13 protein-coding genes are annotated in these 23661 nt (G+C 65.1%); 12 read left to right on the plus strand and 1 reads right to left on the minus strand.

Annotated elements, in window-relative coordinates; translation table 11 throughout:
- Positions 1–4 precede the first annotated feature (4 nt).
- From ACFZAI_RS17550 to ACFZAI_RS17605, 12 genes are all read left to right on the plus strand, one after another.
- Positions 5–2485, plus strand: coding sequence for a hypothetical protein (locus tag ACFZAI_RS17550; RefSeq protein ID WP_391568116.1), 2481 nt, complete (start codon positions 5–7; stop codon positions 2483–2485).
- A complete protein-coding gene (locus ACFZAI_RS17555) occupies positions 2482–4572 on the plus strand; it encodes a glycosyltransferase (protein WP_391568117.1) in 2091 nt (696 codons plus the stop codon). The genes ACFZAI_RS17550 and ACFZAI_RS17555 overlap by 4 nt, the downstream gene beginning before the upstream one ends.
- Positions 4573–4614: 42 nt before the next feature.
- Positions 4615–5769 (plus strand): polysaccharide biosynthesis/export family protein, encoded by a 1155-nt coding sequence (locus ACFZAI_RS17560; RefSeq protein ID WP_391568119.1) that lies wholly within the window; start codon positions 4615–4617, stop codon positions 5767–5769.
- A 7-nt stretch (positions 5770–5776) separates the two neighbouring features.
- Positions 5777–7117 (plus strand): ABC transporter permease, encoded by a 1341-nt coding sequence (locus tag ACFZAI_RS17565; RefSeq protein ID WP_391568120.1) that lies wholly within the window; start codon positions 5777–5779, stop codon positions 7115–7117.
- A 9-nt stretch (positions 7118–7126) separates the two neighbouring features.
- On the plus strand, positions 7127–7843 hold the full coding sequence (locus tag ACFZAI_RS17570; RefSeq protein ID WP_391568122.1) for an ATPase: 717 nt from the start codon (positions 7127–7129) through the stop codon (positions 7841–7843).
- On the plus strand, positions 7797–8996 hold the full coding sequence (locus ACFZAI_RS17575; protein ID WP_391568123.1) for a sugar ABC transporter: 1200 nt from the start codon (positions 7797–7799) through the stop codon (positions 8994–8996). Before ACFZAI_RS17570 ends, ACFZAI_RS17575 begins: the two co-directional genes overlap by 47 nt.
- Positions 8989–10893: a Vi polysaccharide transport protein VexE gene (locus ACFZAI_RS17580; RefSeq protein ID WP_391568124.1), complete on the plus strand. Its 1905-nt coding sequence runs from the start codon at positions 8989–8991 to the stop codon at positions 10891–10893. The genes ACFZAI_RS17575 and ACFZAI_RS17580 overlap by 8 nt, the downstream gene beginning before the upstream one ends.
- Positions 10894–10918: 25 nt before the next feature.
- On the plus strand, positions 10919–12139 hold the full coding sequence (locus ACFZAI_RS17585; RefSeq protein ID WP_391568125.1) for a polysaccharide lyase family 1 protein: 1221 nt from the start codon (positions 10919–10921) through the stop codon (positions 12137–12139).
- Between the two features lie 126 nt (positions 12140–12265).
- Positions 12266–13207, plus strand: a complete 942-nt coding sequence (locus tag ACFZAI_RS17590) for a GAF domain-containing DNA-binding protein (protein WP_391568126.1) — start codon at positions 12266–12268, stop codon at positions 13205–13207.
- A gap of 162 nt (positions 13208–13369) precedes the next feature.
- Positions 13370–14515 (plus strand): D-alanyl-D-alanine-carboxypeptidase/endopeptidase AmpH, encoded by a 1146-nt coding sequence (gene ampH / locus ACFZAI_RS17595; protein WP_391568127.1) that lies wholly within the window; start codon positions 13370–13372, stop codon positions 14513–14515.
- A gap of 35 nt (positions 14516–14550) precedes the next feature.
- Positions 14551–15753, plus strand: coding sequence for a hypothetical protein (locus ACFZAI_RS17600; RefSeq protein WP_391568128.1), 1203 nt, complete (start codon positions 14551–14553; stop codon positions 15751–15753).
- A 7-nt stretch (positions 15754–15760) separates the two neighbouring features.
- Entirely contained in the window at positions 15761–17338 is a 1578-nt protein-coding gene (locus ACFZAI_RS17605; RefSeq protein WP_391568130.1) for a serine hydrolase, read from the plus strand.
- A gap of 23 nt (positions 17339–17361) precedes the next feature.
- Here the strand turns inward: ACFZAI_RS17605 and ACFZAI_RS17610 are convergent, their stop codons facing one another.
- Positions 17362–23547, minus strand: a complete 6186-nt coding sequence (locus ACFZAI_RS17610; protein WP_391568132.1) for an autotransporter outer membrane beta-barrel domain-containing protein — start codon at positions 23545–23547, stop codon at positions 17362–17364.
- Positions 23548–23661 lie beyond the last annotated feature (114 nt).

The following is a 23661-nucleotide window of genomic DNA, read 5'->3' on the forward strand; positions in this document are numbered from 1 at the left end:
CTGAATGACTGCTTTTACCATCGCTCCGATTGGCACCTGCCGCATCCACACGCCGTTGCGTGATGCCGTGGGACGCTACCCCGTCAAGCTGCAACTTGGCCGCAACTACGGCTTCGTGCACACCAGCGCCGAGGCGCTTCAACAAGCACGATTCATGTTCGGCCAGGGTGATATCCCCGCCGACGTGCAGCGCCTGATCTTCCGCCCCTCGAACGGCGAAGCCGCGCGCCGCGGCACGCACAAGCCGGCCGACCTGTACATGGTCGAACTGTCTTCGCGCAAGCTGCTGACGATTGACGGCTATCCCATCCAGTCCAACTATCTGGGCCGCTACTTCAGCGAGTTCTTCGCTGACCGCACGCGCACCCGGATGTTCTGGTCGCTGGCGCACGCCGACCGCCTGGAGGAACGCCGCGCGTTGCTGGATCAAGACCCGGTCTACAAGAGCCTGTCGGCCGATGACCGCGCGCTGCTTGCCCGCATCGTCAAGCGCGATCTGACCGACGACGAGATCGAAGCGGAAATGCGTCAGCTCGTTGAGCTGCTGGGCCGCGACAAAGTCGTGTTCGTCACGCATGTGAACGCGATGACGCCGGACAACGTGCCGATCGAACAGCGCGAACAGCTGATCGCCGCTGTTGTGGCCGCCGCCCAGCGTATCGGCGTGCCGTGCTACGACCCGACGCCGCTGATGAACAAGATCGGCCAAGCCGACGCCATGGAAGACAGCGGGCTGGACCTGACGCACTACACGCCGGTCTTTGCCGAGCGCCTGTACACCGACTGGTACAAGAACTTCATGCGTCCGCGCATGAGCGCATCCACGCCGCAACCGTCCGTGCCGAAGCTGGCCGCCGACGAAAGCGCCGAGCGCCTCGAAAAGCTCTGGGATTCTGGCGATTTGCGCGAAGCCTCGCGCCGTGTGCGCGATGTGCTGCGCCGCTACCCGGGCCTGCCGGATCACATGCTGCTGTTTGCCCGCATTCAGGAAGAGCTGGGCGATTACGAAGGCTCGCTGGCCCTGCTGGGCACGGCCGACGGCGCACTGGCTTCCGGCAGCAAGGCCGAGCAGATTCTGATGCGCAACCAGTTCAAGCTGGGCCGCCATGACGTGGCGTACTCGCTGGCCGCCGGCCTGTTGGGTGACGAGATCGAAACGCCCGAGATCGTTCGTATCGCCGCCGTGTCCGCCGGCCAGCTGGGCTATGTGGATGAAGCGTTGGGCAACTGGAAGCAGCTGTTCCGCATCTCGTCGCCTGACGACGCCGGGGCGGTGGAAGCGGCCGACACGGTGCTCTCGCTGCTGCAAACCAGCGGCGACATGGAAGCCGCCATTCGCTGGGTGCACGAAGTGCGCGCGGCTATCCCGTCGTATGCACGAGGCTTCGCCATGCTGTGGCGCGACCGTCTGCTGGCAGGCGACCGCACCGGCCTGCGCGCGCTGGCCTCCGAGAAGCCTGCGCTGGAAGACGTTGATGCGCTGGAGCTCGTGAAGGAAGCCTCGTGGCGCGGCTGCATCATGGCCGCCGCGGCCTTGGCCGTATCTTGCGACCTGGCCAACAGCGAACAGGAAGACATCGGCGCCTGGCTGCAATCGCAGTCGTCGGCATGGGCCGAAGAAGGCAACCGCGCGCTGGAAGAAGGCCGCCTGCGTGATGCCGCCGAACGCATCTGCGCGCACCGCCTGTTGAACCCCAACGCCTTGACCGGCGCCCGCGCGCAACGTGCGTTCGAACGTGCGATGCGTCTGGGTGTGCGCGCCGCGCTCTTGGCCGGCAACCACAAGGAAGTGATTGACCTGACCGATCTGGCGCTGGACACGCAAGTGGATTTCCCCGAGCTGGACGCCATGCGCGGCCGCGCGGCCGATGCGCTGGGCGACAAGCAAACCGCCATGCATCACCTGGAGCAGGCCGCCTCGGGCGAATCCGCCCCGTTGAGCGCGCAGCTGTACTTTGCCCGCGCCGCGTTTAACGGCGGGTGGTTTGGCGAAGCGATCGACGCCTACAAGATGGTGCAGGCGCATCCGTCGGCAGATCAAAACGCCAAGGATGAAGCCGAACGCCAGCTGGGCCGCCTAGGCCCCCGCGCCATCCGTGGCGCCCGCCAGATCCTGTCCGCTGGCGACCCCCAAGCCGCGTGGAAGCTGCTGGATCGCGTGGCGCAGTCTTGGCCCGGCATGCAGGAAGTCGACCACGAAAAGCGCCGCATCCTGACCGTCCTGTACGCCGAGGCGCGTGCGCTGGAACCGTCCAGCACCACCGAGCGCCTGGCGCTTGGCGAACGCATCGTGAAGCTCGTGCCAGACGATGTCATCGGCCTGCGTCTGGCGGCCGTGGGCGCCATGCGTCTGCATCGCTTTGAACAGGCGCTGCCGTACTGGCGCAAGCTTCAGGAGCTTTCGGATAACCCGGCTCAGTTCGATAGCTACATCGACCGTTGCCTGGTGTGGATCGAGAAGATCAACCGCAGGAAGGCCGCATGAATCCCCCACTGATCACCGAACGGATGGACCTGACGGCCGTAAGGCTGGACGATACGTCCGATCTCCCCTGGGTGCACACCCAGCTGGAAGAGATCGTCGCGGCATCGGCGCGTGTTCAGGTCGCGCAAGACAATCTTGCACGTGCGCAATCGCTGGCGCGCAATCACATGGAGGATTCGAAAGTCCGCTTTCTGCTCCTCCGCTTGAAAGAATCGGCGGGGCTTAACGAGGGCATGTCCGAGCAGTGGGCGACGCTCTTGAAAGAGTGCCCGGATGATCTTCAGATCGTGCGCTATTGCGCGACGCGTCTGGTGAAGGAACGGCACGTTGACGAAGCGCTGGCGCTGGTTGAACGCCATCTGCCCGAGTCGACGCAAAACCCTGCCCGCCTGTTCGCCCGCGCCAAGCTGCTAAGCGACATCCGTGCGCATGATCAGTCGGACGAGCTGTTTCGCCGGTTGATCGCGCAACACCCCGATCGCAACATGCGCGTCGAGTTCGCCAAACGTCTGCGCAAGCGCGGGCTGCTGGCCGAGGCGTATGAGGCGATCGCACCCGTTGCCGATCAGCTTGCGCCGGGCAGCAAGGCGGCGGAACTGGCCAGCGGGCTGGCCAGCGACTACGCCTTCTACCAAAGCTTTGAGGGCGAGGAAGAACTGGCGGGCAAGGACGTGCGGATCGTGTCGATGAAGCACGCGATTCTGCACTTCCGCAACCGGCAGATTGCCGAGCAGCCGCCGGAAAAGCCGGTGTCTGTAGCGCTGGTGACGGGCAGCCTGGGGCCGGGCGGCGCCGAGCGCCAACTGACGCGGCTGGCCGGCGAACTGACGCGCATGGCGGAGAACCCGGATCGCCTGTCGGCCTCGTCGGCCCCGTCAGTGGTTATGCGCCCGGAGAAAGTCGAAGTGCTGGTCAAGCAGCACACCGAACCTACCGGCTCCAGCAAAAAGCAGGGGCTGGATTTCTTTCTGCCCGTGCTTGTGAAGGCGCAGATTCCGGTCACGGAAATCAACAAGCTGCCCGCGGTATCCGTGGCGCATCAGTCCGTGCCGGATGGCAACCTGGGCCGCTTGCTTGAGCAGTTGCCCCCGCCCGTGCACTACGGCGTGACGCGTCTGGCGCCCGTCCTGCGCGCCAACCCGTTTGACGTCGTGAGCCTGTGGCAGGACGGCACGTGCCTGTTCGGCGCGCTGGCGGCGCTGCTGGCCGGTGCGCCGACCATCCATCTGGTGTTTCGCGGGCTGCCGCCCAACATCCGCAAGGATCGGTTCCGCGAGGAATATCCCGAGCTGTATCAGGCCCTGGCGCAAGTGCCTGGCGTCTACTTCGTCAGCAATAGCCGCACCGCCGCAGAAGCCTATGCCGAATGGCTGGGCATTCCCATCGTGCGTTTCCACGTTCTGTACAACGGCGTGCCGGACCTTGCCACCGATGCCGCGGACGCCGACAAAGAAAAGTGGAAGGCCTTCCAGGAAAGCACGACCGACGCCACGGAAACGATTGGCGGCGTGTTTCGTCTGGAGCCGGACAAGCGGCCGCAACTGTGGATCAAGCTTGCCGCGCAGTACTTGAAGCGGCGGCCGCAAGCGCGCTTTGTCATCGTGGGCGACGGCCGCCTGCACGACAACATCGTGGCCTTGGCCAACGAGCTGCGCGTGGCCGACCGGCTGCTGCTGGTCGGCCTGTCCAACCATGTGGGCTACTGGTATTCGCAAATGGACGCCAGCGTGCTGCTGTCGCGCTACGAGGGCTTGCCCAACGTGCTGATCGAAGCGCAGTTGCTGGGGGTTCCCGTCGTCTCCACGCCTGCGGGCGGCGCTGGCGAATGCTTTGTCGAGAACGTGACCGGCCATTTGCTCGGAGACGTTGAGCATCCGGATCTGCACGAGGCCTGCGACAAAGTCGAGTCCATGGTGGACCGGGTACGCAATGACGCTGAACTGCGCGAGCACAGCCGGCATCGGGCGCAGACCTTGTTCTCGCTTGACGCCATGCTGAGCAAGTTCCTGTCGCTGTGCGTGCCGGTGATGCCCGTGTCCGAAAACGATGAGTGCATGGATATGCCGCTGTGCCGCATGACGGCCTGATGGCCGGCTGCGTTTGCCGAAGTCAAAAACATTAAGGAATTTATGCAAATGAACGTCCCGGCTGCGGGCCCGCATCGTAAAGCGGCCCTGGTCTTGGTGCTGCTGTCCGCGCTGACGCTTACGGGATGCCAGCTGCCCCGTTCCGGTCCGATGCTGAGCGAAATGACGGGGGCTCACGATGACAAGGATGTCGTCGTGATGCCCGCCTCGCGCGAGCTTGCGCGCGCGAGCCAGGTGCCAGAGGTGTCTGACTTTCCGGTGACGTACCGGGATCTGACGCAGGCGGGTTTCGACCGCCTGGTGCCGGGCGACGGCATCAACGTCAAAGTGTGGGAGCGCGGCGGCTTGGGCGTATTTGCGGCGGACCCGTCTGGCGTAAGCGACCTGGGCAATCAGGAAATCGACCGGACGGGGTATGTCTCGTTCCCGATCCTGGGGAAATTCCGCGCCGCGGATTCCACGCTGGGGCAATTGCATGACGCCATCGTGCAGCGCCTGTCCAAGCTGGTCGTGGGCGCGGATGTCAGCGTTACGCGCGCAGCCGATGCGCGCGGGCAGATGGTGACGGTGCAGGGCAACCTGACCAAACCCGGCATGTATCCCATCACGCAAACCGCGCAGCGCCTGAGCAGCGCGCTGGCGCAAGCCGCGCCCGTGCAGACGAATCCCGAGCAGCTCGTGATCAGCCTGCGCCGCGACAACCAGGTGGCGTCGGTGCGTTTGTCGGATATCTACCGCAACCAGAACAACGACATCATGCTGCGGCCGGGCGATGTCATCACCGCCTATGACTCGCGTGAATACCTGACGGTGCTGGGCGCTGCGGGCAACCAAGGCCGCGTGGCGATCAGCAAGCGCAACTACTCGGTGCTGGACGCCTTGGCCGATTCCCGTGGCCTGGACGACAAGCTGGCCGACCCGCGTTCCGTGTTCCTGTTCACGCCCGCGAAGGCCGGGGTGCAAGGCAAGCCCGACCTGCTGCCGGTGGTGTATCAGTTTGACCTGACGCGTCCCGAGCAAGTGGCGCTGGCCCGCGAATTCACGGTCCATGAAGGCCAGGCCATCTATATCTCGGACGCGCCGTTCACGCAGGTGCAGAAGGTCTTGTCGGCCTTCCGCGTCACGATGAGCGCAGGCTTCAGCGCCACGCGAGCCATCGATAGCGATTCGGGTTCGAGCTCGTCCGGCGTGCAGTAGCGTGTCGATGAGTAACGAGGACCGGATCAAGGGGTGGCGTAACCGCCGCAAGGACAGTAACTACGCAGTGGGTTCGGGCGTCGATGCCTGGCGCCTGGACCCGGCCGCGCTCTTTGAAGCACAAGCCAAGCCGAACGTGCTGCTCAAGCCGTTGCTGGCGCGCCTGCAAGGCGAGCCGCACGATTCCGTGGCCGCCCGCCGCGCGGTGTACGAAGCCGTGCAGGCCGAGCTGGATGCGGAGATCGCGCGCAGCAAGGTCGATGAGACGCTTGCCGATTTTTCACGGCGGCGGCTGCGCCTGATCGTGCGCCTGCTGGAGCAGGACATCCGCGCGGGCGTCGACGTGTTCGCGCCGGGCTACGTGCCGCCGAAGCTGATCGCTGAAGACGAGCGGCTGGCGGCGGCGCACGCGCGGCGCGTGGAGCGGCGCAAGCAGGAAGAAGCGCGCGATGCGCGCCGTCATGCGTCGCGCAACGACATCGCGCTGGAAATCGAGCTGCCGCCAGGCGAAGCCGGTGATCTTGCGATTCTGCGTGAACGCCTGCAATCCCTGCATGAAGGGCATCACCCGGGCAACGCCGCCCGTGGGCGGCCTGTGGGGCGCACGCTGATGGCGTTGTTCGTGTATCAGCTGCGCGTGATCCATGGCGAAAGCCGGATCGCGCTGCTGTGGGCCTTGGTTGGCCCGGTGGTGCTGCTGACGCTGATCTCGTCGCTGTACATCCTGATGGGAACGCACTTCATTCTTGGCATGGACGTGCAAACGTTTTCGCTGTTGGGGGCCACCACATGGATCATGTTCCGGCAGATCGTTTTCCGCAGCAGCACCGCGTACGTGTCGGCCCGCGGCTTGTTGAACTTTCAGGGCGTCACGCCGCTCATGTGCGCGATGGTGCAGGCGCTGATCTATGTCTCGGTATACCTCGTGGTGTTCGCGGTATTGATCAGCGCCGGCCACGCGTTGGGGCTCATCACGCTGCCCGAAAGCTGGGCGGGGTTCATTCTGTTCGTGGTGCTGATGGGGTGCTGCGGCTCCGCCATGGGCGTGCTGTTCGGCTCGATCGCCACGTTCTGGCATTTCTTCCTGCGCCTGGCGCCCGTGATCGAGCGGGGGCTACAGATCTTCTCCAGCGTCTTCTTTGTGTCGGAGCAATTGCCCGAACACTTGCGGCCTTGGATTCTGTGGTCGCCCTTTGCCCACGGCATGCAGCTGCTGCGTTCGGCGTACTTCGCCGCGTACGAGTCGCACGACGCCAGCCTGGGCTATTTCCTGACGGCATTGGTGTTCATGATGGTGGTTGCCTTGGCGGCCGAGCGTCTTGCGCGCCCCAATGTCCAACCGATGTGAGGCAAGCAGATGATCCATCTGAACGGCGTCACTGACGAACCTTATGCCTTTGGCAGCCGGCAGCCGCTGCTGGCCAACGCCACCATCGACATTCCGGTGGGGCGCTACGCGCTGCTGTCGCATTCGCCGGAAATGCACCGGCAGATTGTCGACGTGCTGTGCTGCCTGCGTCCGCCGCGCCAGGGCTTTGTCAAACATGACGGCAACGTCTCGTGGGCGATCGGCCGGCAAGGCTTTATCCGTGGCAAGGCCAGCGGCCTGGCCGTTATCGATTTCGTCTGCGAGATGTACGAGATCAATGTGGATGCCACGTTCGAACTGGTCGCCGACCTGATCAGCGATCCCAAATGCCTGGCCAAGCCCATGGAGCATTGGCCGCTCTACGCACGGCAGGAATTTTCGTTCGCCCTGGCGCTGGCGCCGGCGTTCGATGTCTACGTGATCGAAGGGGCCATTCCTTTCGAACCCTGCCGTTTCACCCGGCTATGGCTGGCGCTGTTCGAAGAGCGGCTGATCGGCCGAACCCTAATTCTCTCTAGCTACCGCCAGAACCAGATGGCGGACTATTGCCTTAAAGGCTTGATTTATGAACGAAGCGCTCTCAGCATCGAAGACGACCTCGACCAATGCCTCAGCAAATACCCCCCGCGACGATCACGAAGCGAATCCGGCACCGGCGATGACGTCTTCGGAGGCGGCTTCGAAGACAGCCAGCTCGGGATCTGAGGGCGGCTCCGAGATCGAACGCCGCCGCCGCGAACGGCAGGCGGCGCTGCGCGAGCGCCGCCGCCACCGTTGGATCAACGCGTTCATCGTCATCGTGCCGGTGGCGCTGGCGCTGGTGTATGTGCTTGCCATCGCCACGCCGCGCTATGAAGCGGAATCGCGGTTCTTCGTGCAATCGGGCTCCGGCCAGCAAGGCGGTGGCGGCGGCGCGGCCAGCCTGCTCACCACCGGCAACATGGGCGGCATGCTGGGCGGCTTTGTCGACGGCTGGGCCGTCAGCGACTTCCTGAAGTCCCGCGACGCCATGCAGCAGCTGGACAAGAAAGTCGGCCTGCGCCAATACCTGATCCATGCGGGCGTGGACCCGTTCAACCATCTTTCCGAAGACTCCAGCGAAGACGATCTGTACCGCGCGTATCAGTCGTCGGTGCATGTGTCGTTCAATGCGTTGGAGCAGATCGACGTGCTGCGCGTCAGCGCGTTTTCGCCGGAAGATGCCGCCACGCTGTCCAAGGCGCTGATCAGCCTGGCCGAAGAGTTTGTCAGCTCGATGAACGAGAAAGGCGTGGCCGACAAGCTGAAGGTCAGCGAAGAGGCGGTGAAGCTTGCGGAACAAAAGGCGCTTGCCGCGCGCGACGCCCTGATGGCGTGGCGGACGACGCACGGCAACATCGACCCCACGGCGACGGTGGCGATGCTGTTGAATCTGTCCAGCACGCTGGAAGCCGAATTGAGCAGCGCGCAGATCAATCTGGACAAGATTCGCGCGCTGGGCAACAAAGACCACTTCATGCTCAAGCCCGCTGAAATGCAGGTGCTGGCGCTGCAAAAGCGCATTTCATCGGTGCGCCGCCGCTTAAGCGGCGACGGCAATGCCGAAGCCAAGCAGCTGAAATCGTACGAGGCGCTGCGCAACACGCAGGCGTTCGCGGATTCGAACCTGACGCTGGCGCAGCAGTCGTACCAGCAGGCCATGACGGACGCGCTGCGCCTGCAACGTTATCTGTCCATCATTGCGCAGCCGGTTCCCACCGACCGTCCGAGCAGCCCACGCACGATGGTTCTGCTGCTGCAAGCGCTGGCGCTGGGCTTTGTGTTGATGTTCATCTCGCGCGTGGCGATGGCATTGTTGAGGGGGCTGCGTCATGGTTGATACGGCAATTGAAACCCGTCGCGCTGCGGCGGATGCCACCGCGCGGCTGCGCGCGGTCATCAAGGACATCACCGCGGCGGGCGATCCCGCCCGCGAAATGGCCCGCTTGGACCCGGCCTTGGCCGAGACCCAGGACGGCTGGCGCGATGTGCGCCGATTGATGGTGGCGCCGTGGATGCGCGAAGCGCGCTTCGAACCTGCGATTGCCGCGCTGGAAAAGCTGGCCACGGCCTACCCGTCACGCGCCGATGACCGCCGCCTGCTGGCCAGCCTGTTGGGCCGCACCAAGCAATGGGACCGCGCGATTGCCCAGGCCGACGCCGCCGCCGCCATCGAGCCCGCCAACGCCGCGCTGCATGCGGCGCGCATTCAATTGCGCGTGCAGGCCGGACGCGTGGCGGATGCCGCCCAGGTCGCGCGCGCCACGGTCGGCATGGCGAAAGACGATCCCGCTGAAGCGTATGCCTGGCTGATGGCCTTCGTGCGTAACGGCGACGCAGCCGAGGCGGCGGGCATTGCAGCCAGCCTGGATTCGAACCAGCTGCCCAACGAACGCGTGGCGACGATGGCCGTGCGCGCCTTGCTGGAAGACGACCGCGCCGAGGCGGCCATCCAGCTGGGCAACGCGGCCTTGAGCGCAAACCACGACTGCGCGGCGTTGCGCGCCTCGCTCGGCTTGGCGCATCTGCGGCGCGCCACTGAAGCGGATCGCAAGGTGCACGCGCTGACGCATTTCGAAGCGGGCCTGAGCGCTGCCCCCGCGGACGTCAGGCTTTTGACGCTGTATGGCGAAACGCTATTGCGCGCTGGCCGCTACAAAGAAGCCGTGGCGCCGCTTGCGCAGGCCATGGAGTTGGCGCCGGATCTGGAACAGACGCGCGCGCTGTATGCACGCGCGCTGCGCTATACCTTGCAGTACGACGAAGCGGCCGACCAGATGTTGAAGCTTGTGGAAAAGTCGCCCGACAAGCTGATGTGGCAGCGCGCCGCCATCGGCGCGCTATCGCAGGCCGGCCGTAAAGGCGATGCCGAAGCACTCTACGAAAAATACGTCGCCACACGCAGCGCGAATCTGCCGAAGACCTTTCAGGACGCCATGGCCCAGATGGAAGCGCGGCTGGATACCGCCCCGATTCCGCAGGCGCGTCTGGATTGGGCGTGGTCGATGCGGGGTGACACGACTATCGATCGCGCGCAGTGGGAACGCCGCGCGCGCTGGGGCCACATGATCGACCACCTGTTGTTCGATTGGCTGGAATGCCGCGAGGATGACGTCGAAGAAGCCATGCAGCTGCTGGGCGAACTCGATACGGGCGAACGCTTTTTTGCGCCGCTGCTGGCGGCCGGCAAAGGCGTGGTGGTGGCCACCGCGCACGTCGGCCCCATGTACGCGGGCCTGATGGCGTTGGAACTGCTGGGCATTCCGTCGCGCTGGCTCGCCACCGCGCCCAGTATCGCCCAGAGCAGCTATTCCACGGCGCTGATCTCCACCGCCGACCAGACCGAAGCGCAAGTCGCCAAGGCCTGCATGCGCGCCATCAATTCGGGTTATGTGCTGTGTCTGGCCATTGATGGCGCGGCGAATCCCGCCGCACCGCGCACAACCTTCGAAGGGCAGGAAGTCACGTACTCCAGTTTTGCGTCGCACCTGGCGCATCGTCTTGGCGTGCCGTCGGTGTTCTACGCGCCGCGATGGGAGAACGGCCACGTGGCTTACACGCTAGAGATGCTGCCCGCCGCCAACCCGGGTGAGGACGCCGACGCCTACGCCGAGCGCTGGCAAAAAGCGTACTTCGAACGGCTGCGCGAACACGTGGCTGGCCCACCCGAAAATCTGCGCCTGAGCGGGGGCATCTGGCGCCATGTGCAGTCTGCGGATCGCTCCGCGCAGCAATAGGAATTCAGCCTTGATGAAGACAGCAATGAAAACAAGCCGGTGGGCAGTGCGCCGGCCCATCCAGTGGCTGCTTGCCGTGGCCCTGTTGCAAGGCGGCGTGGCGGCGGCAAGTGCATCGTGCGCCAGCCCGGATGAACACTGCCCGCTTGTTTCGTCGCTGCTGTCCCAACGCGAAGGCTATGGCGCCAAGGCTACGGGCGGCCTGGGCGGAACATTCATCGAGGTCACCTCCGACCAGGATTCCGGCCCGGGCACGCTGCGCGCTGCGCTGGCCCAGGCGAAGAAGGGGCCGACGTGGATACGCTTTGCGTCCGACATGACCATCGTGCTGGACAAGCAGCTGCGCGTGCCGTCCAACGTAACGATCGACGGGCGCGGCAAGCAGGTCACGTTGATTGACGACGGGCTGGGCGTGTACGGCAGCCAGAACGTCATCCTGACGCATCTGACCATCGATGGCCGCCTGAACCGGCTGACGCAAGCCGTGAACGTGGCCAACGGCAGCCGCGACGTGTGGGTCGACCACATGGATCTGTCGCGCATGTCTGACCGCCTGCTCAACGTGAAGAACGGCTCGACCGATGTGACGATTTCCTGGACCAAGTTCCATAACTCGAACAAGGTCATGCTGCTGAACAACATCACGTCGAAGAACCTTTTCGAAAACTACGACCGTGATTCGATTGCGCGCGTGACGCTGCACCACAACTATTTCTTCAACACCGTGCAGCGCAACCCCCGTGGGCAATTCGGCACGTTCCACCTGTTCAACAACCTGTTGGAGAACTGGGACTTCTACGGCATGAGCTTCAGCCTGGAGGCCAAGGCCTTTGTGGAAGGAAACATCTTCAACAACACCGCCCAGCGCAAGTGCGTGGAGCCGGCGTTCTTTCCCACGGTGGAAGGCGTCAACGTCAATTACTGCCACTACATCCCCATCGCCGCCAAGCGCAGTGCGCTGGATAACGGCGAGTCCGATCGTGGCGCTTACGAAAAACTGAAGGCGCAGCACGGCTATACGCGCGACTACAAAGCGTTCCTGCGTCTGAAAGACAATCTTTATCTGGGCGACGCGAAGCCCGTGCTGGAAGACTACCGCCCCGAATCGGCGCCCACGCCGCCGTACTGCTACGGCTATGAGCGGCCCACGCCGGAATTGGCGGAAAAGATCCGCCAATTCGCGGGGAATACGGGTGGCGATACGCCGTTGCCGGCGTCGCGCGTAGGGTCGGGCTGCGGGAAGTAATGTCCGGAGGGCTAGCCGCGCCTTTCCCGCGCTTGTCATTTGCGCTTCCCAGAGTGAAAATCGCCGCTTGGCGTGTTGCACAGCAACACAGGGACGACACACGATTCGGCCGCCAGGGGAAACGCAGTGAAGGATGCTGTCCAGTATCAGACTCACGCCGCTTGCGATGGCGTCACCCGCATTGAACCCGATCGCCCGTCAGACCGTTCATCGGAGTGGGTCTACCGTTGCGCGATGAGCCTGCTCAAGCGTCCGGCCGATGACGCAATATCCGAGCAACTGGCCTTCATGGGCGAGACGTCCGATGTAGACCGCTCGTGGCTGATCGAGTACCGGCCTGACATGCTCCGGTTCCGCAATACCCATGAATGGTGCCGCGGCCAGACGCAGCCGTTTGTCGCCGAGCTTCAGGATGTGCCGACCACGCTGATTGCGTGGCTGCACCGCTTCATGGTGAAAGGCTATGCCGTGGCCATTCATGATGTGCACGACCTGCCGCGCACGGCGCGGATCATCCAGGCCGAGTTCGTGCGCCAGGGCAACAAGAGCGTACTGAGCGTGCCGGTGTTTCATGACAAGAAGCTATACGGCATCATCGGTTTCGACACCACCGTCCGGCATCGCAGCTGGTCGGCCGCCGAGGTCAACGCGCTGTATCAATGCGCCAACCTGATCGGGCAGGCCAAGTATTCCAACAGCCTGGATCACAACCGGACAGCGATGCACGAGAGCTCGATGTCGGTGGTCTATCTGAACATGCGCGGCGTGGTGCGGGGCGTGCAGCCGGAGACCATCGTCGGCGTGCGCTCGGCAGGCAATTACAGCGAGATCTGGCTGGAAGACGGGTCGATGGTGCTGGACTCCCGCGCGCTGGGGATGTGGTCGACCTTGCTGCCCGAAAAAATCTTCTTCCGCGTCCACCGCACCGCCATTGCCAATGCGTTGCATGTCATGGACGTCGACCGCCGCAGCGTCGACAAGTGGCTGATCCGGATGCGCGCGGTCGAGAACGTCTGGCCCGTGTCGCGCTCGTACCGCAAGCCGCTGCGCGAACGCATGGGGATCTGACCCGCCCGCCGGGGCCGCCGCGCCCCGCGCCTATGTCATTCGTCATGCGGGAATGTTGTTTCGTCCTGGCAAGGTGGTCAATTTCCAAGGTTTTGGGATGATCTCGCTTGCGGTGAATCTTCCCGCAACACCCATCCCCCGGGCGACCTTGAGAGAATTGGCATGCTGGCGACTCGCGCTTTCACCCGTTTGACTTCCCTGGCTTTGATGGCGGCATGCGCGTTGGGCGTGGCCCCGGCGCGCGCCACTGACCTGGCGTTGCAAGATGCCGTGTCCATGGCTGGCATGCAGCTGTTTTTGAACTCGGGCGCGCCGGCCGTCATCATCGCGGTGGTGCGCGGCGATGAGGTCGTGATTCAAGGCTATGGCGAGACCGCGCCGGGCAGTGGCGTCGAGCCGGACGCGAATTCCATTTTCAGGATCGCGTCGGTATCAAAGGTGTTCGCCGCCGACGTGCTGGCGTCGCTGGCCGCCAAGGGCAAGGTCAAGCTGACCGACCCGCTGGCAAAGTACGCGCCAGACAATGCCCGCGTCGAGACTACGGGGCGTCCCATCACGTTGCTGGACCTGGCCACGCATTCCGCAGGCTTGCCGCGCGAGTTGCCGGACCCGAACGCCAAGCCGTCCGACAACCCTTTCGCCGCGTTTGACCGTGCGTATTACTGGAAATGGATCGGCACGAACAAGCCGGCCTATGCGCCAGGCACCACCACGCTTTATTCGAACCTGGGCTTCGGCCTGCTGGGCGATGCGCTGGCGAAAGCGGGCGGCGCGGATTACTCAACGGTGCTGGCCAATGAAGTCACGCAACCCGCGGGCCTGACCGACACCACCAATGTGTTGAACGATGCACAGAAAAAACGCCTGATGACGGGGCTGGACCCGTTTGGCAAACCGGACCCGAACGCGCCGGTGCCGGACGTGATGTACGCCAGTGCGGGCATCTATTCCACGGCGGCCGACATGGCGCGCTGGATGCGCTGGCACCTGGACGGCGCGCGCCAGGCCAAGGAAGCCTTCGTGTTGGACCATGTGATGTGGCTGCCGTATGACGGGTTGAAGTCCGTGGTGGGAACCGAAGTGACCAGCGCCGATGGCATGGGCTTGGGCTGGGTGGTCTCGTTGCCGCGCAACGGCACGCCCTTGCTGTTGGGCAAGAGCGGCGGCCTGGGCGGCTTCATGAGCTATGCGGTGTTGTCGCCGAACCGCGACCTGGGCGTGTTCGTGGTGGCCAGCCGCGTGAACTTCGCGATGTTCGAGAACATCCATTCCCAGGTGCGCGAACTGGCGGCTGAGCTGGCGCGGTGATCGGGTTTGGCGGGTGCATGGCGATGGGCGAGTGCATGGGCAAACGCATCGGCAAACGCATGGGCAAGCGCATTGGCAATCGCAAGGGATTGCCGCTATGCCAGGGGCTCGTGGCGGCAGTGATGGCGCATGGCGCGTGCGCGCAAGACGCGCCCGACATCTTCAAGACCGAGATCTTCCTGACCCCGTACAGCCAGCTGGGCGAAGACGCAGGCACGTATCCGCAGCTGAACGGCCGCTTTCTGTTGATGACGGGCTACACCGGGTTTTTCGGCATCAAGGATGACAACGGACAGATCCCGCGGTCGCACTGGAGCAGCGTGCAGCCCACGGCGGAAGCGGCGCTGGTGATGCAGCTGACACAACGGTTTTCGATCCGCACCAAGGCAACGCTGAATTCGTCGAACAACGAGACGAAGGACAATGCGTTCTCGGACCTGGGCGTGAACCTGGACAACCTTTTCGCCGCCTACACCGCCGACCGCTACGCCTTGTACGGCGGCAAGATGGACTTGGGCTTTGGCGACGCGTGGCATGTCATCGATGGCCTGTACAGCGGCTTTAACGAGAACTCGGAGTTTCGCGGCTCCATCGGATTGGGCGGCCGCTACACCTTGGCCACCGGCGGCGACGGCACGCATTCGGTGGCGGCGGTGTTGTTCAAGCGTGATGACACCGCGTTGAACCAACGCTTGAGTCTGGACGATGGTTTCATTCGCCAGGACGCGCCGCCGGCGTTCAGCGACCAACTCAAATCGTTCATCCTGTCTTATGACTTTCGTGATCTGCCGGGGCTGGAACGCTGGTCGGGCGGCGTGGATGCCGGCCGCTTGCATGCGGACCCGGGCATGGGCGAAAGCGCCAACACCGTGTCCGCACGGCTTCGATACGACGCGCCGCTTGCCAATGCGTGGGCGCTCAGCTGGTTCAACGAAGCCACATTCTCCAGCGCCTTTCGCGGTGCGCCTGTGCGCAACGGCAATGGCGTGACGTCGGTATCGCTGTCGCGCGACCGCTGGCAACTGACCGCCACCGCCGCCGCGCGCAAGTTATCGGGCAGCGACGGCAGGCTGGCGCCGTACGGCTTGCAGAACGATTGGGACTGGGCGTTGTCCGGCGCCATCACCTACGTCACGCCAGTCGGGCTCATCGTGCAGGCCGGCCTGACCCATCAGCGCGATCAGGCCATCCGCATCAACCAGGGTGTTTTTCGCATCGCTTATCAAGCGGGATTCTGAGGTCACCATGACAAGCAAAACCAAGTTCATCGCAGGCCTGTGCGTGCTGGCCCTGGGCGGCTTCGCGTGCGCGTGGGCGCAGCCGATTCCCATTGATTCGCATGCCAGCCCGCCCGCCGACGTCGTCGCCATCCCCAAGGGCAGCCGCGAACAAGCCGTGAAGGATTTGCCGCGCGTGGTGGAAGACATCATGAAACGCAGCCGCGTGCCGGGGATGGCGGTGGCTGTGGTGATGGACGGCAAGACGGTGCTGACCCAGGGTTTTGGCACGCGTGAAGCCGGCAAGCACGCGCCGGTGGATGCCAGCACGGTGTTCCAGATTGCGTCGATTTCGAAGTCGCTGTCGGCCACGGTGGCGGCCCTGGAAGTGTCATCAGGCGCGGTGGCGTGGGACGACCCCGTGGCCCGCTATCTGCCCGGCTTCAAGCTCAGCAACGCCTATGTGTCAGAGCACGGCACCATCGGCGACTTCTTCGCGCACCGGTCGGGCTTGCCTGGCACGGCGGGCGACGATCTGGAAGACCTGGGCTATACGCGCGGCGACGTGCTCGCCCGCTTGCGGCTGCTGCCGCTGGACGCGTTTCGCACGTCGTATCACTACGCCAATTTCAGTACGACGATCGGCGCGGAAGCGGTGGCCAACGCCGTGGGCCGCCCTTGGGAAAGCCTGGCGCAAGACGTGCTGTTCAAGCCGCTGGGCATGACATCCACCAGCTATCGCTACGACGACTTCATGGCGCGCACGAATCGCGCCGTTCTGCATGGGTATCAGAAGGGAGCCTTCGTGCCGCTAGGCCAGCGCAATGCGGATCAGCAGGCGCCAGCGGGCGGCGTGTCGTCCACCGTGGGCGACATGGCGCAATGGTTGCAGCTCTTGCTGGCCGATGGCGAATTCCAGGGCAAGCGGATGATCGCGCCGGGTGCGCTGCTGCCGGCGTTGTCGCCGCAGTCTTTCAGCGCGCGCGCGCACAGCCTGGACGCGCGTTCGGGCTTTTACGGTTATGGCTTCAATGTGAATACTGAACTGGGCGGACGCCCATCGATGGGGCATTCCGGCGCGTTCCTCATGGGCACGGGCACGACGTTTAGGATCGTGCCGTCGGCCGGCATCGGCATCGTGGTGCTGACCAATGGCGCGCCGGTGGGCGCGGCGGAATCGGTGGCGGCAACCTTTATCGACACGGCGCTCTACGGCAAGCCCACGCGCGATTGGTTCGCCGCGTACAACGGCGCGATGCAGGCCTTCTTTGCGCCACAAGCCGATCTTTCCGCGCAGGCCAAACCCGCGAACGGCAAGCCCGCCGGCGCGCTGTCGCAATACACCGGCCATTTCGACAACCCCTATTACGGCCCCGCCGAGATCCAGGAAGCCGATGGCGGTTTGATCCTGGTGTTGGGACCCAAAGGCATGCGCTTTCCCATCAAGCACTGGGACGGCGATACCTTCGCGTTCGCACCGGTGGGTGAGGCCGAGCTGGTGGATTCGCTGGCGTCCATCGTGTTCAAGAGGGATCAGGGCAAGGCCAGCGGCTTCGACATCAAGTTCTATGACGATGCCGGCATGGGCCGCTGGACGCGCAAGTAATCCTGCGCGCCGCCACCGCCCCTTCAAAAGCGGTAGGCGGCGCGCAGCGTCAGCGATTGGTCGCGGTACTGTCCGTTGCCGCGCAACGCGTATTCCGTCTTCAACTCCATGCCCTTGGGTGTGACAACTTCCAGGCCCGCTGTCAGATTGCCGTAGGTGCGCGGCATGCCTGACTTCAGCGAGAACGGCGTGGCGTTGAAGCTGCTTAGCTGCATCGTCGTGACGACATCGCCTCCGTTCAGAAAGCTCATGCCGCCCGCCACATACGAACGCAGCGTCGAGCCGTTAGCCAGGTCTTTCCGGCCGCCCAGTTCAAGCATGGGCGACACCATGAACGACGTGGTGTCATTGCCGCGCACCTTCAGGTTGAAGAGGCCCGCCCCGCTTTCCTGATAGCCGTCCTGGCGGATGTGGTTCACGTCCAGATCCACATAGGGCCGCAGATACCAAGTGGGCTGGCTGAATTCGTAGGCGGTGCGCAGGCGGGCCGCCAGGAAGGAGGCGTCGGGTTTGCTTTTGGCCACCCCGTCCAGCGTGCCGCGCGACATTCTGCTTTTCTCGACACCGCCATGAACGGCCACGGCAATCTGCCACGGCGCGCGGTTGTACTTCAGCGCCAGCCCGCCCGAGAAGGTGTCGCTGTTGCCGGTCAAGTCATTCGAAGACGTCGTCTTGCCGGCCGCATAGGCCAGCGAGCCGCCCAGGAACCAGTTGTTGACGATTTCGCGCTGCGCGCCGAGGGTCAGTGCGGTCTGGCGGATGCGATAGCCCTGGTCGTCCGACGTGCTTTTCCTTTGCGTCCAATTGGTGTCCAGCCGCGACCAGACGCAATTGCCTTCACGCAGTATCGTGCTTTCGCCGACAAAGCCCGGGCAGCTCATCATGCGGCTCATGGATGCATAGGACGCGTGTATCTGGTTTGCCGCGCGCGCGAATTGCCCATCGTGGGCGACGCCATTGAGCACATCGCGATACTGGCCGGCGGTTTGCACGCCCGTGAACTTGTCGAATAGCGCTGCGCTGCGTGTGTCACCCTGGTTCCACAGGCTTTGCAAGGAATTCGCGATGCTTTTGTGGTCTGCGCTGATGGGCAACGCCGAGGGCGTGAAGTTGGCGTCCACCGAAATCAGCGGATCGCGCCAGCCGCCTGCGCCGTTGTTCTTCAGCGCATAGCTGAACAAGGGGCTGTCGCTGGCGGTGGCGGGTATCTGCGATTGCTCGGCGTCGAAATGCGCGATGCCCATCCACACGTTCTTCACGGGGTTATGCAGCATGGGTTGGATGATGCCCGCAAACGTGGACGCGCCAGACACCGAGATGAAGTCGCTGTGATGGTTGCCGAAATCCAGGTCGGGCCGATACGTGCCTGTGTTGTTCAGCACGCCCGTCAAGCGGGTGGCGGCGTACGCGCCGGGGCCAGCCGGGTTGAGAATGCCGGCGTTGTTCAGATCGCCCACGAACTGCGCACCGGTGTACAGGTTGCCGCCCGCGTTGTTGTTGAACGTGCTGCCGCTGCCCAGTTGTACATCGCCGGCCACGGTGCCGGTGTTGTTGACGAGCGCCTGGCCCGACACATCAATCGCCGTTTTGGCTTGAATGGTGCCGGCGTTGGTAAGGGTGGTGGTGGCCAAGGGCGCGACGGCAAGAATACCGGTGCCTGACGTGGCGTTCGCGCTGACGAGTGCACGCGTGTCCAGGCTGATCGACACGGCCCGCCCGCCGCCATTGGCGCCGTTGCTCAAGGCGACAATCGCCGGCGAGCCTGCGCCCGTGGCGACCGCCTGGGCCGCTACGCCCAGGCTGATCGTGACGGGGCCGCCGTAGGCCAGCGCGTTGTTGGGCGTGCCGTATTGATACAGCGTGCCGTCCTTGAAGACGCCGCCGCCGCCCACGCTCATTGCAAGAATGGCGGGCGCGTTCGCGCCTGACGTCTGCACGGTGCCGCCCGCCCCGATGGCCACGTTGACGCCTGCGGAGTTGCCCGTGCCGCCCGTCAAGCCGGCGCTTTGGATGATGCGGGTGGAGTAGCTGGCGGACGACTGGTCGCCCGTCAGGCCGCCACCGCCGCCGATGCTTTGCGCAAGCACGCCCGCCGCGCCATTGCCCGATGTCGAGATCACGCCCGACAAAGACAGGTTGACGGCGTTGCCGTCGCCGTCTTCCGTGGGGCTGCTTACGGCTTTCAAGGTGGTCAGGTTGGGCTGGAGCGCCAGGCCGGCGATGCCGCCGCCACCGCCGATGCTTTGCGCGACGATGGCATGCGCGTTAGTGCCAGTGGTGACAATGCGGCCGCCCACGTCCTGCGTGACGGTCACAACGCCGCCCGCGCCGCGCATGCTTCCATTCGATCCGAACGTGATGGTCATGGGGTTGGCCGCTGGCCGCGCGGTGTTCTCCAGCGAGGCATACCCGCCGCCGCCGCCCACGCTTTGCGCCAGCACGCCGAACGACAGCGCGCCGTTGGTGACGATGCTGCCGCCCGAGTTCGAGACGGTGACGTTGCCCCCGCTGCCCGTCAACGTGGAAAAGGGCGTGGCGGCGGTCTGGAGGCTGCCCAGCTGCATATCGACGCTTGTCAGTGACGCGCTGGCCGACACGATGGCCGCACCCCCGCCACCGCCCACACTTTGCGCGAAGATGCCCGGCGACATCCCGCCCTGCGTCGTGATAAGGCCCATGTTGTTCGCCACGCTAACCGCGCCGCCCGACAGCACGGCGCTATTGAATGCGACGGGGTTGTTGAACGTGTAGTTACCGCCCAAGGTGACGCCCACGGAGGCGGTTTGCGAGATGTTGGCCAGGCTGGTGTTGCGCAGGCTTAACGTGGTCAACCCGCCGCCGCCGCCCACGCTCTGCGCCATGATGCCGGCTGCGCTGCCCGCCTGCGTGGTGAGCACACCGCCATGGGTGACGGAGGCCTGGCCGCCCAAGGTGAATTCTGCGTTGCGTTGCGCGCCGGTTGCGCCCAGCGTCGTGGTGGTGGTGAAGGCGCTCCAGAGATACATCGGCTGGTCCAGCATCGACACCCCGCCGCCGCCGCCGATGCTTTGGGCCAGGATGCCGGGCGCGTGCAAGCCTTGCGTGTTGATGCGGCTGGACGATGCGCTGGCGTCCACGGTGACGACGCCGCCCGAGCCGCTTGCGCCATCGACGCCGCCGTTTTGCACATGAATCAATGAACCCAGAACCGACCCGCCCTTGGTGCCAAGGAGGTTGATGACTTGCGTGATCTTGTCGATGATCGCGGCGCTTTGATTGCCGGCCGCTGCGGTGACGACGTCTTGCAAGTCCTGCCCGCTTGCCGTGCTGCGGCCGCCGCCGCCACCGATGCTCTGCGCCACGATGCCGGCTGATCCCTCGCCTTGCGTGGTAAGGGTGCCGGTATTGATCACGATGGCTGGATCGCTTGCAGATCCCCCGCCCGCGCCGCCCGTGCCGCCGCTGCCGCCCGTTTGATGGGTGATGCTGGTTTGCGGCAGGGCGACGGTGAACAGATTCTGCGCGCCGGATTCCGCGGCCTTGATCAGCGCGTCGATGCTCGACAGCAGGCTCGACGCGCCGGTGGAATCGATCAATCCGGCGTTGCCGCCACCGCCGCCGATGCTTTGCGCGAGGATGCCAGGAGCCTGGTCGCCTTGTGTAGTGATGGCGCCGTCATTGCGCACATTGAAGGCGCTGGCGCTGCCGCCTCCGCCGCCTTGGCCACCCGTTGTGACGCTGGTGGACAGGCTGATGGCTTTGCTGATCTGCATCTGCGGGGCGGCTTCCAGCCACTTCACGGCCTGTTGCAGCAAGCCGGGCAGCGCCGCCGGAGCGCCGACGATGGCGTTGAAGGCATTGGCGTCCAGCGCTTGAACGATGCCGCCGTTGCCGCCACCGCCGCCAATGCTCTGCGCCACGATGCCCGCTGAGCCGGCGCCCACCGTGGCGATGACGCCGCTGCTGGAATTGGCGGCCTGCACGCTTGCGCCATCGCCGCCTTGGCCGCCTTGCGCGCCGTGCCGGATGCTCAGGTCCAACGAGACCAGCGAGTTGCCGATCGTCGGCGTCTTGACCGGGGCCAGCACGCCGCCGCCATTGCCGCCGCCGCCGCCCACGCTTTGCGCGACGATGCCATGGCTTTGCGCCGAGGCCGTGCGGATGCCGCCGTCGTTGGTGAGTATGACGTTGCCGCCGTTGCCCGCGCCCTGTCCCGCCCCGCCATTGGTGATGGCGAGCGTGACCGTGCCGCTGGGCTTGTCGCCCGTTGGCGGTGCGATGGTGACCGTGCGCGAATTGGCCAGCCCGCCGTTGCCGCCGCCGCCGCCAATGCTTTGGGCCAGCACGCCATTGCTGTGCGGACCCAGGGTAGAGATCATGCCGGTGCTGGCCTGCGTGAACGACACGGTGCTGCCCGAGCCGCCGCTGCCGCCCTTGCCGCCTGTGGCCACCGTGACGTTCAGCCCCACGCCCACCCCCACCGCGTTGGCCGACCCGGCCGTGCCGCCACCGCCGCCAATGCTTTGCAAGACGACGCCCGGCGAATTGCCTGCCCGCGTCAAGATATTGCCTTGTGATGAAAACTGCACCAGCCCGCCGTTGCCCGCTGCGCCGCCCGTGCCGCCGATGGCGACGGTGGCGATGACGCCGGTGGCGTTGGCGTCACCGCCTGCGCCACCCCCGCCGCCGATGCTTTGCAGCGTCACGGCGGCGCTGTTGTCGCCCGAGGTATCGATGCTGCCGGTGTGCATCATGGCGACGCCGCCACCCGCGCCGCCCATGCCGCCATGCCCGCCGCCCACCGCGATAAAGCCATTGCTGGCCTGCGCCAGTCCGCCGCCGCCGCCCGCGCTGTTGACCAGCACGCCCGCGGCATCGTTGCCCAAGGTGCTGATGACGCCCGTGTTGCTCAGCGTGATGGCCTGGCCGGCGATTGCACCCGCGCCGCCATTGCCGCCTGCACCGAAGGCACCGCTGGACCCGCCCGGCCCGCCTTCACCGCCCAGGACGCTGGCGACGATGCCCTTTGCGCCGACGGTGTTGGCGGCGCCGGTGGTGATGGCGCCGGTGTTGGTGATCGTGATGGCGCCGGGGCTGCCGCCCGCAGCCCCGTTGTGTCCGTCGGCCCAGGAACCGTCGCCGCCGTTGCCGCCATTGCCGCCTTGGCTCAGCGCATAGATACCTATCGCGCGGTTGCCGGTGGTGGTGATCTTGCCGCCGTTGGTGATGGTGACCAGGCCCGCGGTGCCGCCTGCCGCAGCCTTGGTGTCGGTGTCGTTGCGCTGCGACGCATTGCCGCCGATGGATCGCGCTATCACTCCATACATGCCGTCGCCCAGCGCCGTCACTGAACTGTTTGCCGATGACGTGAACGTCACGGCCCCCGCATCGCCGCTGCGTCCGGCGTTGCTGTGGCCGCCGAAGTCACCGGAGTGTTCCGCCGCGCCCGCGTTGCCGCCCTGCGAGATCAGCCCCACGCCTGCGCTGACGTCGTCGGGGCCGGGTCCGCGCGCCGTGACCGATGTCGTGCCTTGCAAGATGGCGGTGGCGTCTGCGGCGTTGCCGCCTCGGCCCGAATCATTCGCGCCGCCAAAGCCGCCAACGATGGCGCTGTCAGAACCTGATCCGCCCCATGATTGCACCGCCACGCCGAAGCCCGTGCCGGTGATAGTGGCGTTGTTGAGCGTGATGCGCGCCAGATGCCCATCGCCGCCGTTGCCGAAGTGGCCGGCGCGCCCGTCGGCATTGGCGTACAGCCCGCCGTTGCCGCCGGCCGAGGTCAGGCTGATGCCACGGCCCGCAGCCGACACGGTGCTGGCCGACAGCGCGTAGTCGATGATGCGCCCGCCGCCGCCATTGCCGCCCCAGTGGTTGTCGTTGGACGGCGCATCGCGCCCATCGCCGCCCTTGCCGCCGCTCACGTCGATCAGAATGCCGGTCTGCCCAGCGGCGTTTGCGGTGATGTTGACGTTACGGTCCTGCTGCAGAAAGTCGCGCAGGCCCCATTGGCCGTCAAAGCCGTTGTTCGGGTAATCGCCGCTGGTGCAGCAGCCGCCGTCCGCGCCGCGAAAGACATACACAAGCGGGGGCTGGGTCTGTGTTTGGACCTGCGTTTGGGCATGGGCCGGGCGCCCGAAAATATACGCCGTCGACATGCCGGCTTGCAGCACCAGCAAGGCAAGTCGAGACAGCCGAAGGCGTTGGCGCGAGGGGGCTTGCTGGACGGACATGGCGGCGCGGGCGTGTGGAATCGGAACAGATTAAGAAAATCGCCGTTCGCCGCGCGCCGGACAAGATCAAGATGACGAATCAACCATCCGGTGTGATGAGTCGCCTGCGGCGCG

Origin of the sequence: Achromobacter sp. NPDC008082, from assembly GCF_042957345.1 — a bacterium.
Classification (GTDB): Bacteria; Pseudomonadota; Gammaproteobacteria; order Burkholderiales; family Burkholderiaceae_B; genus Achromobacter; species Achromobacter kerstersii_A.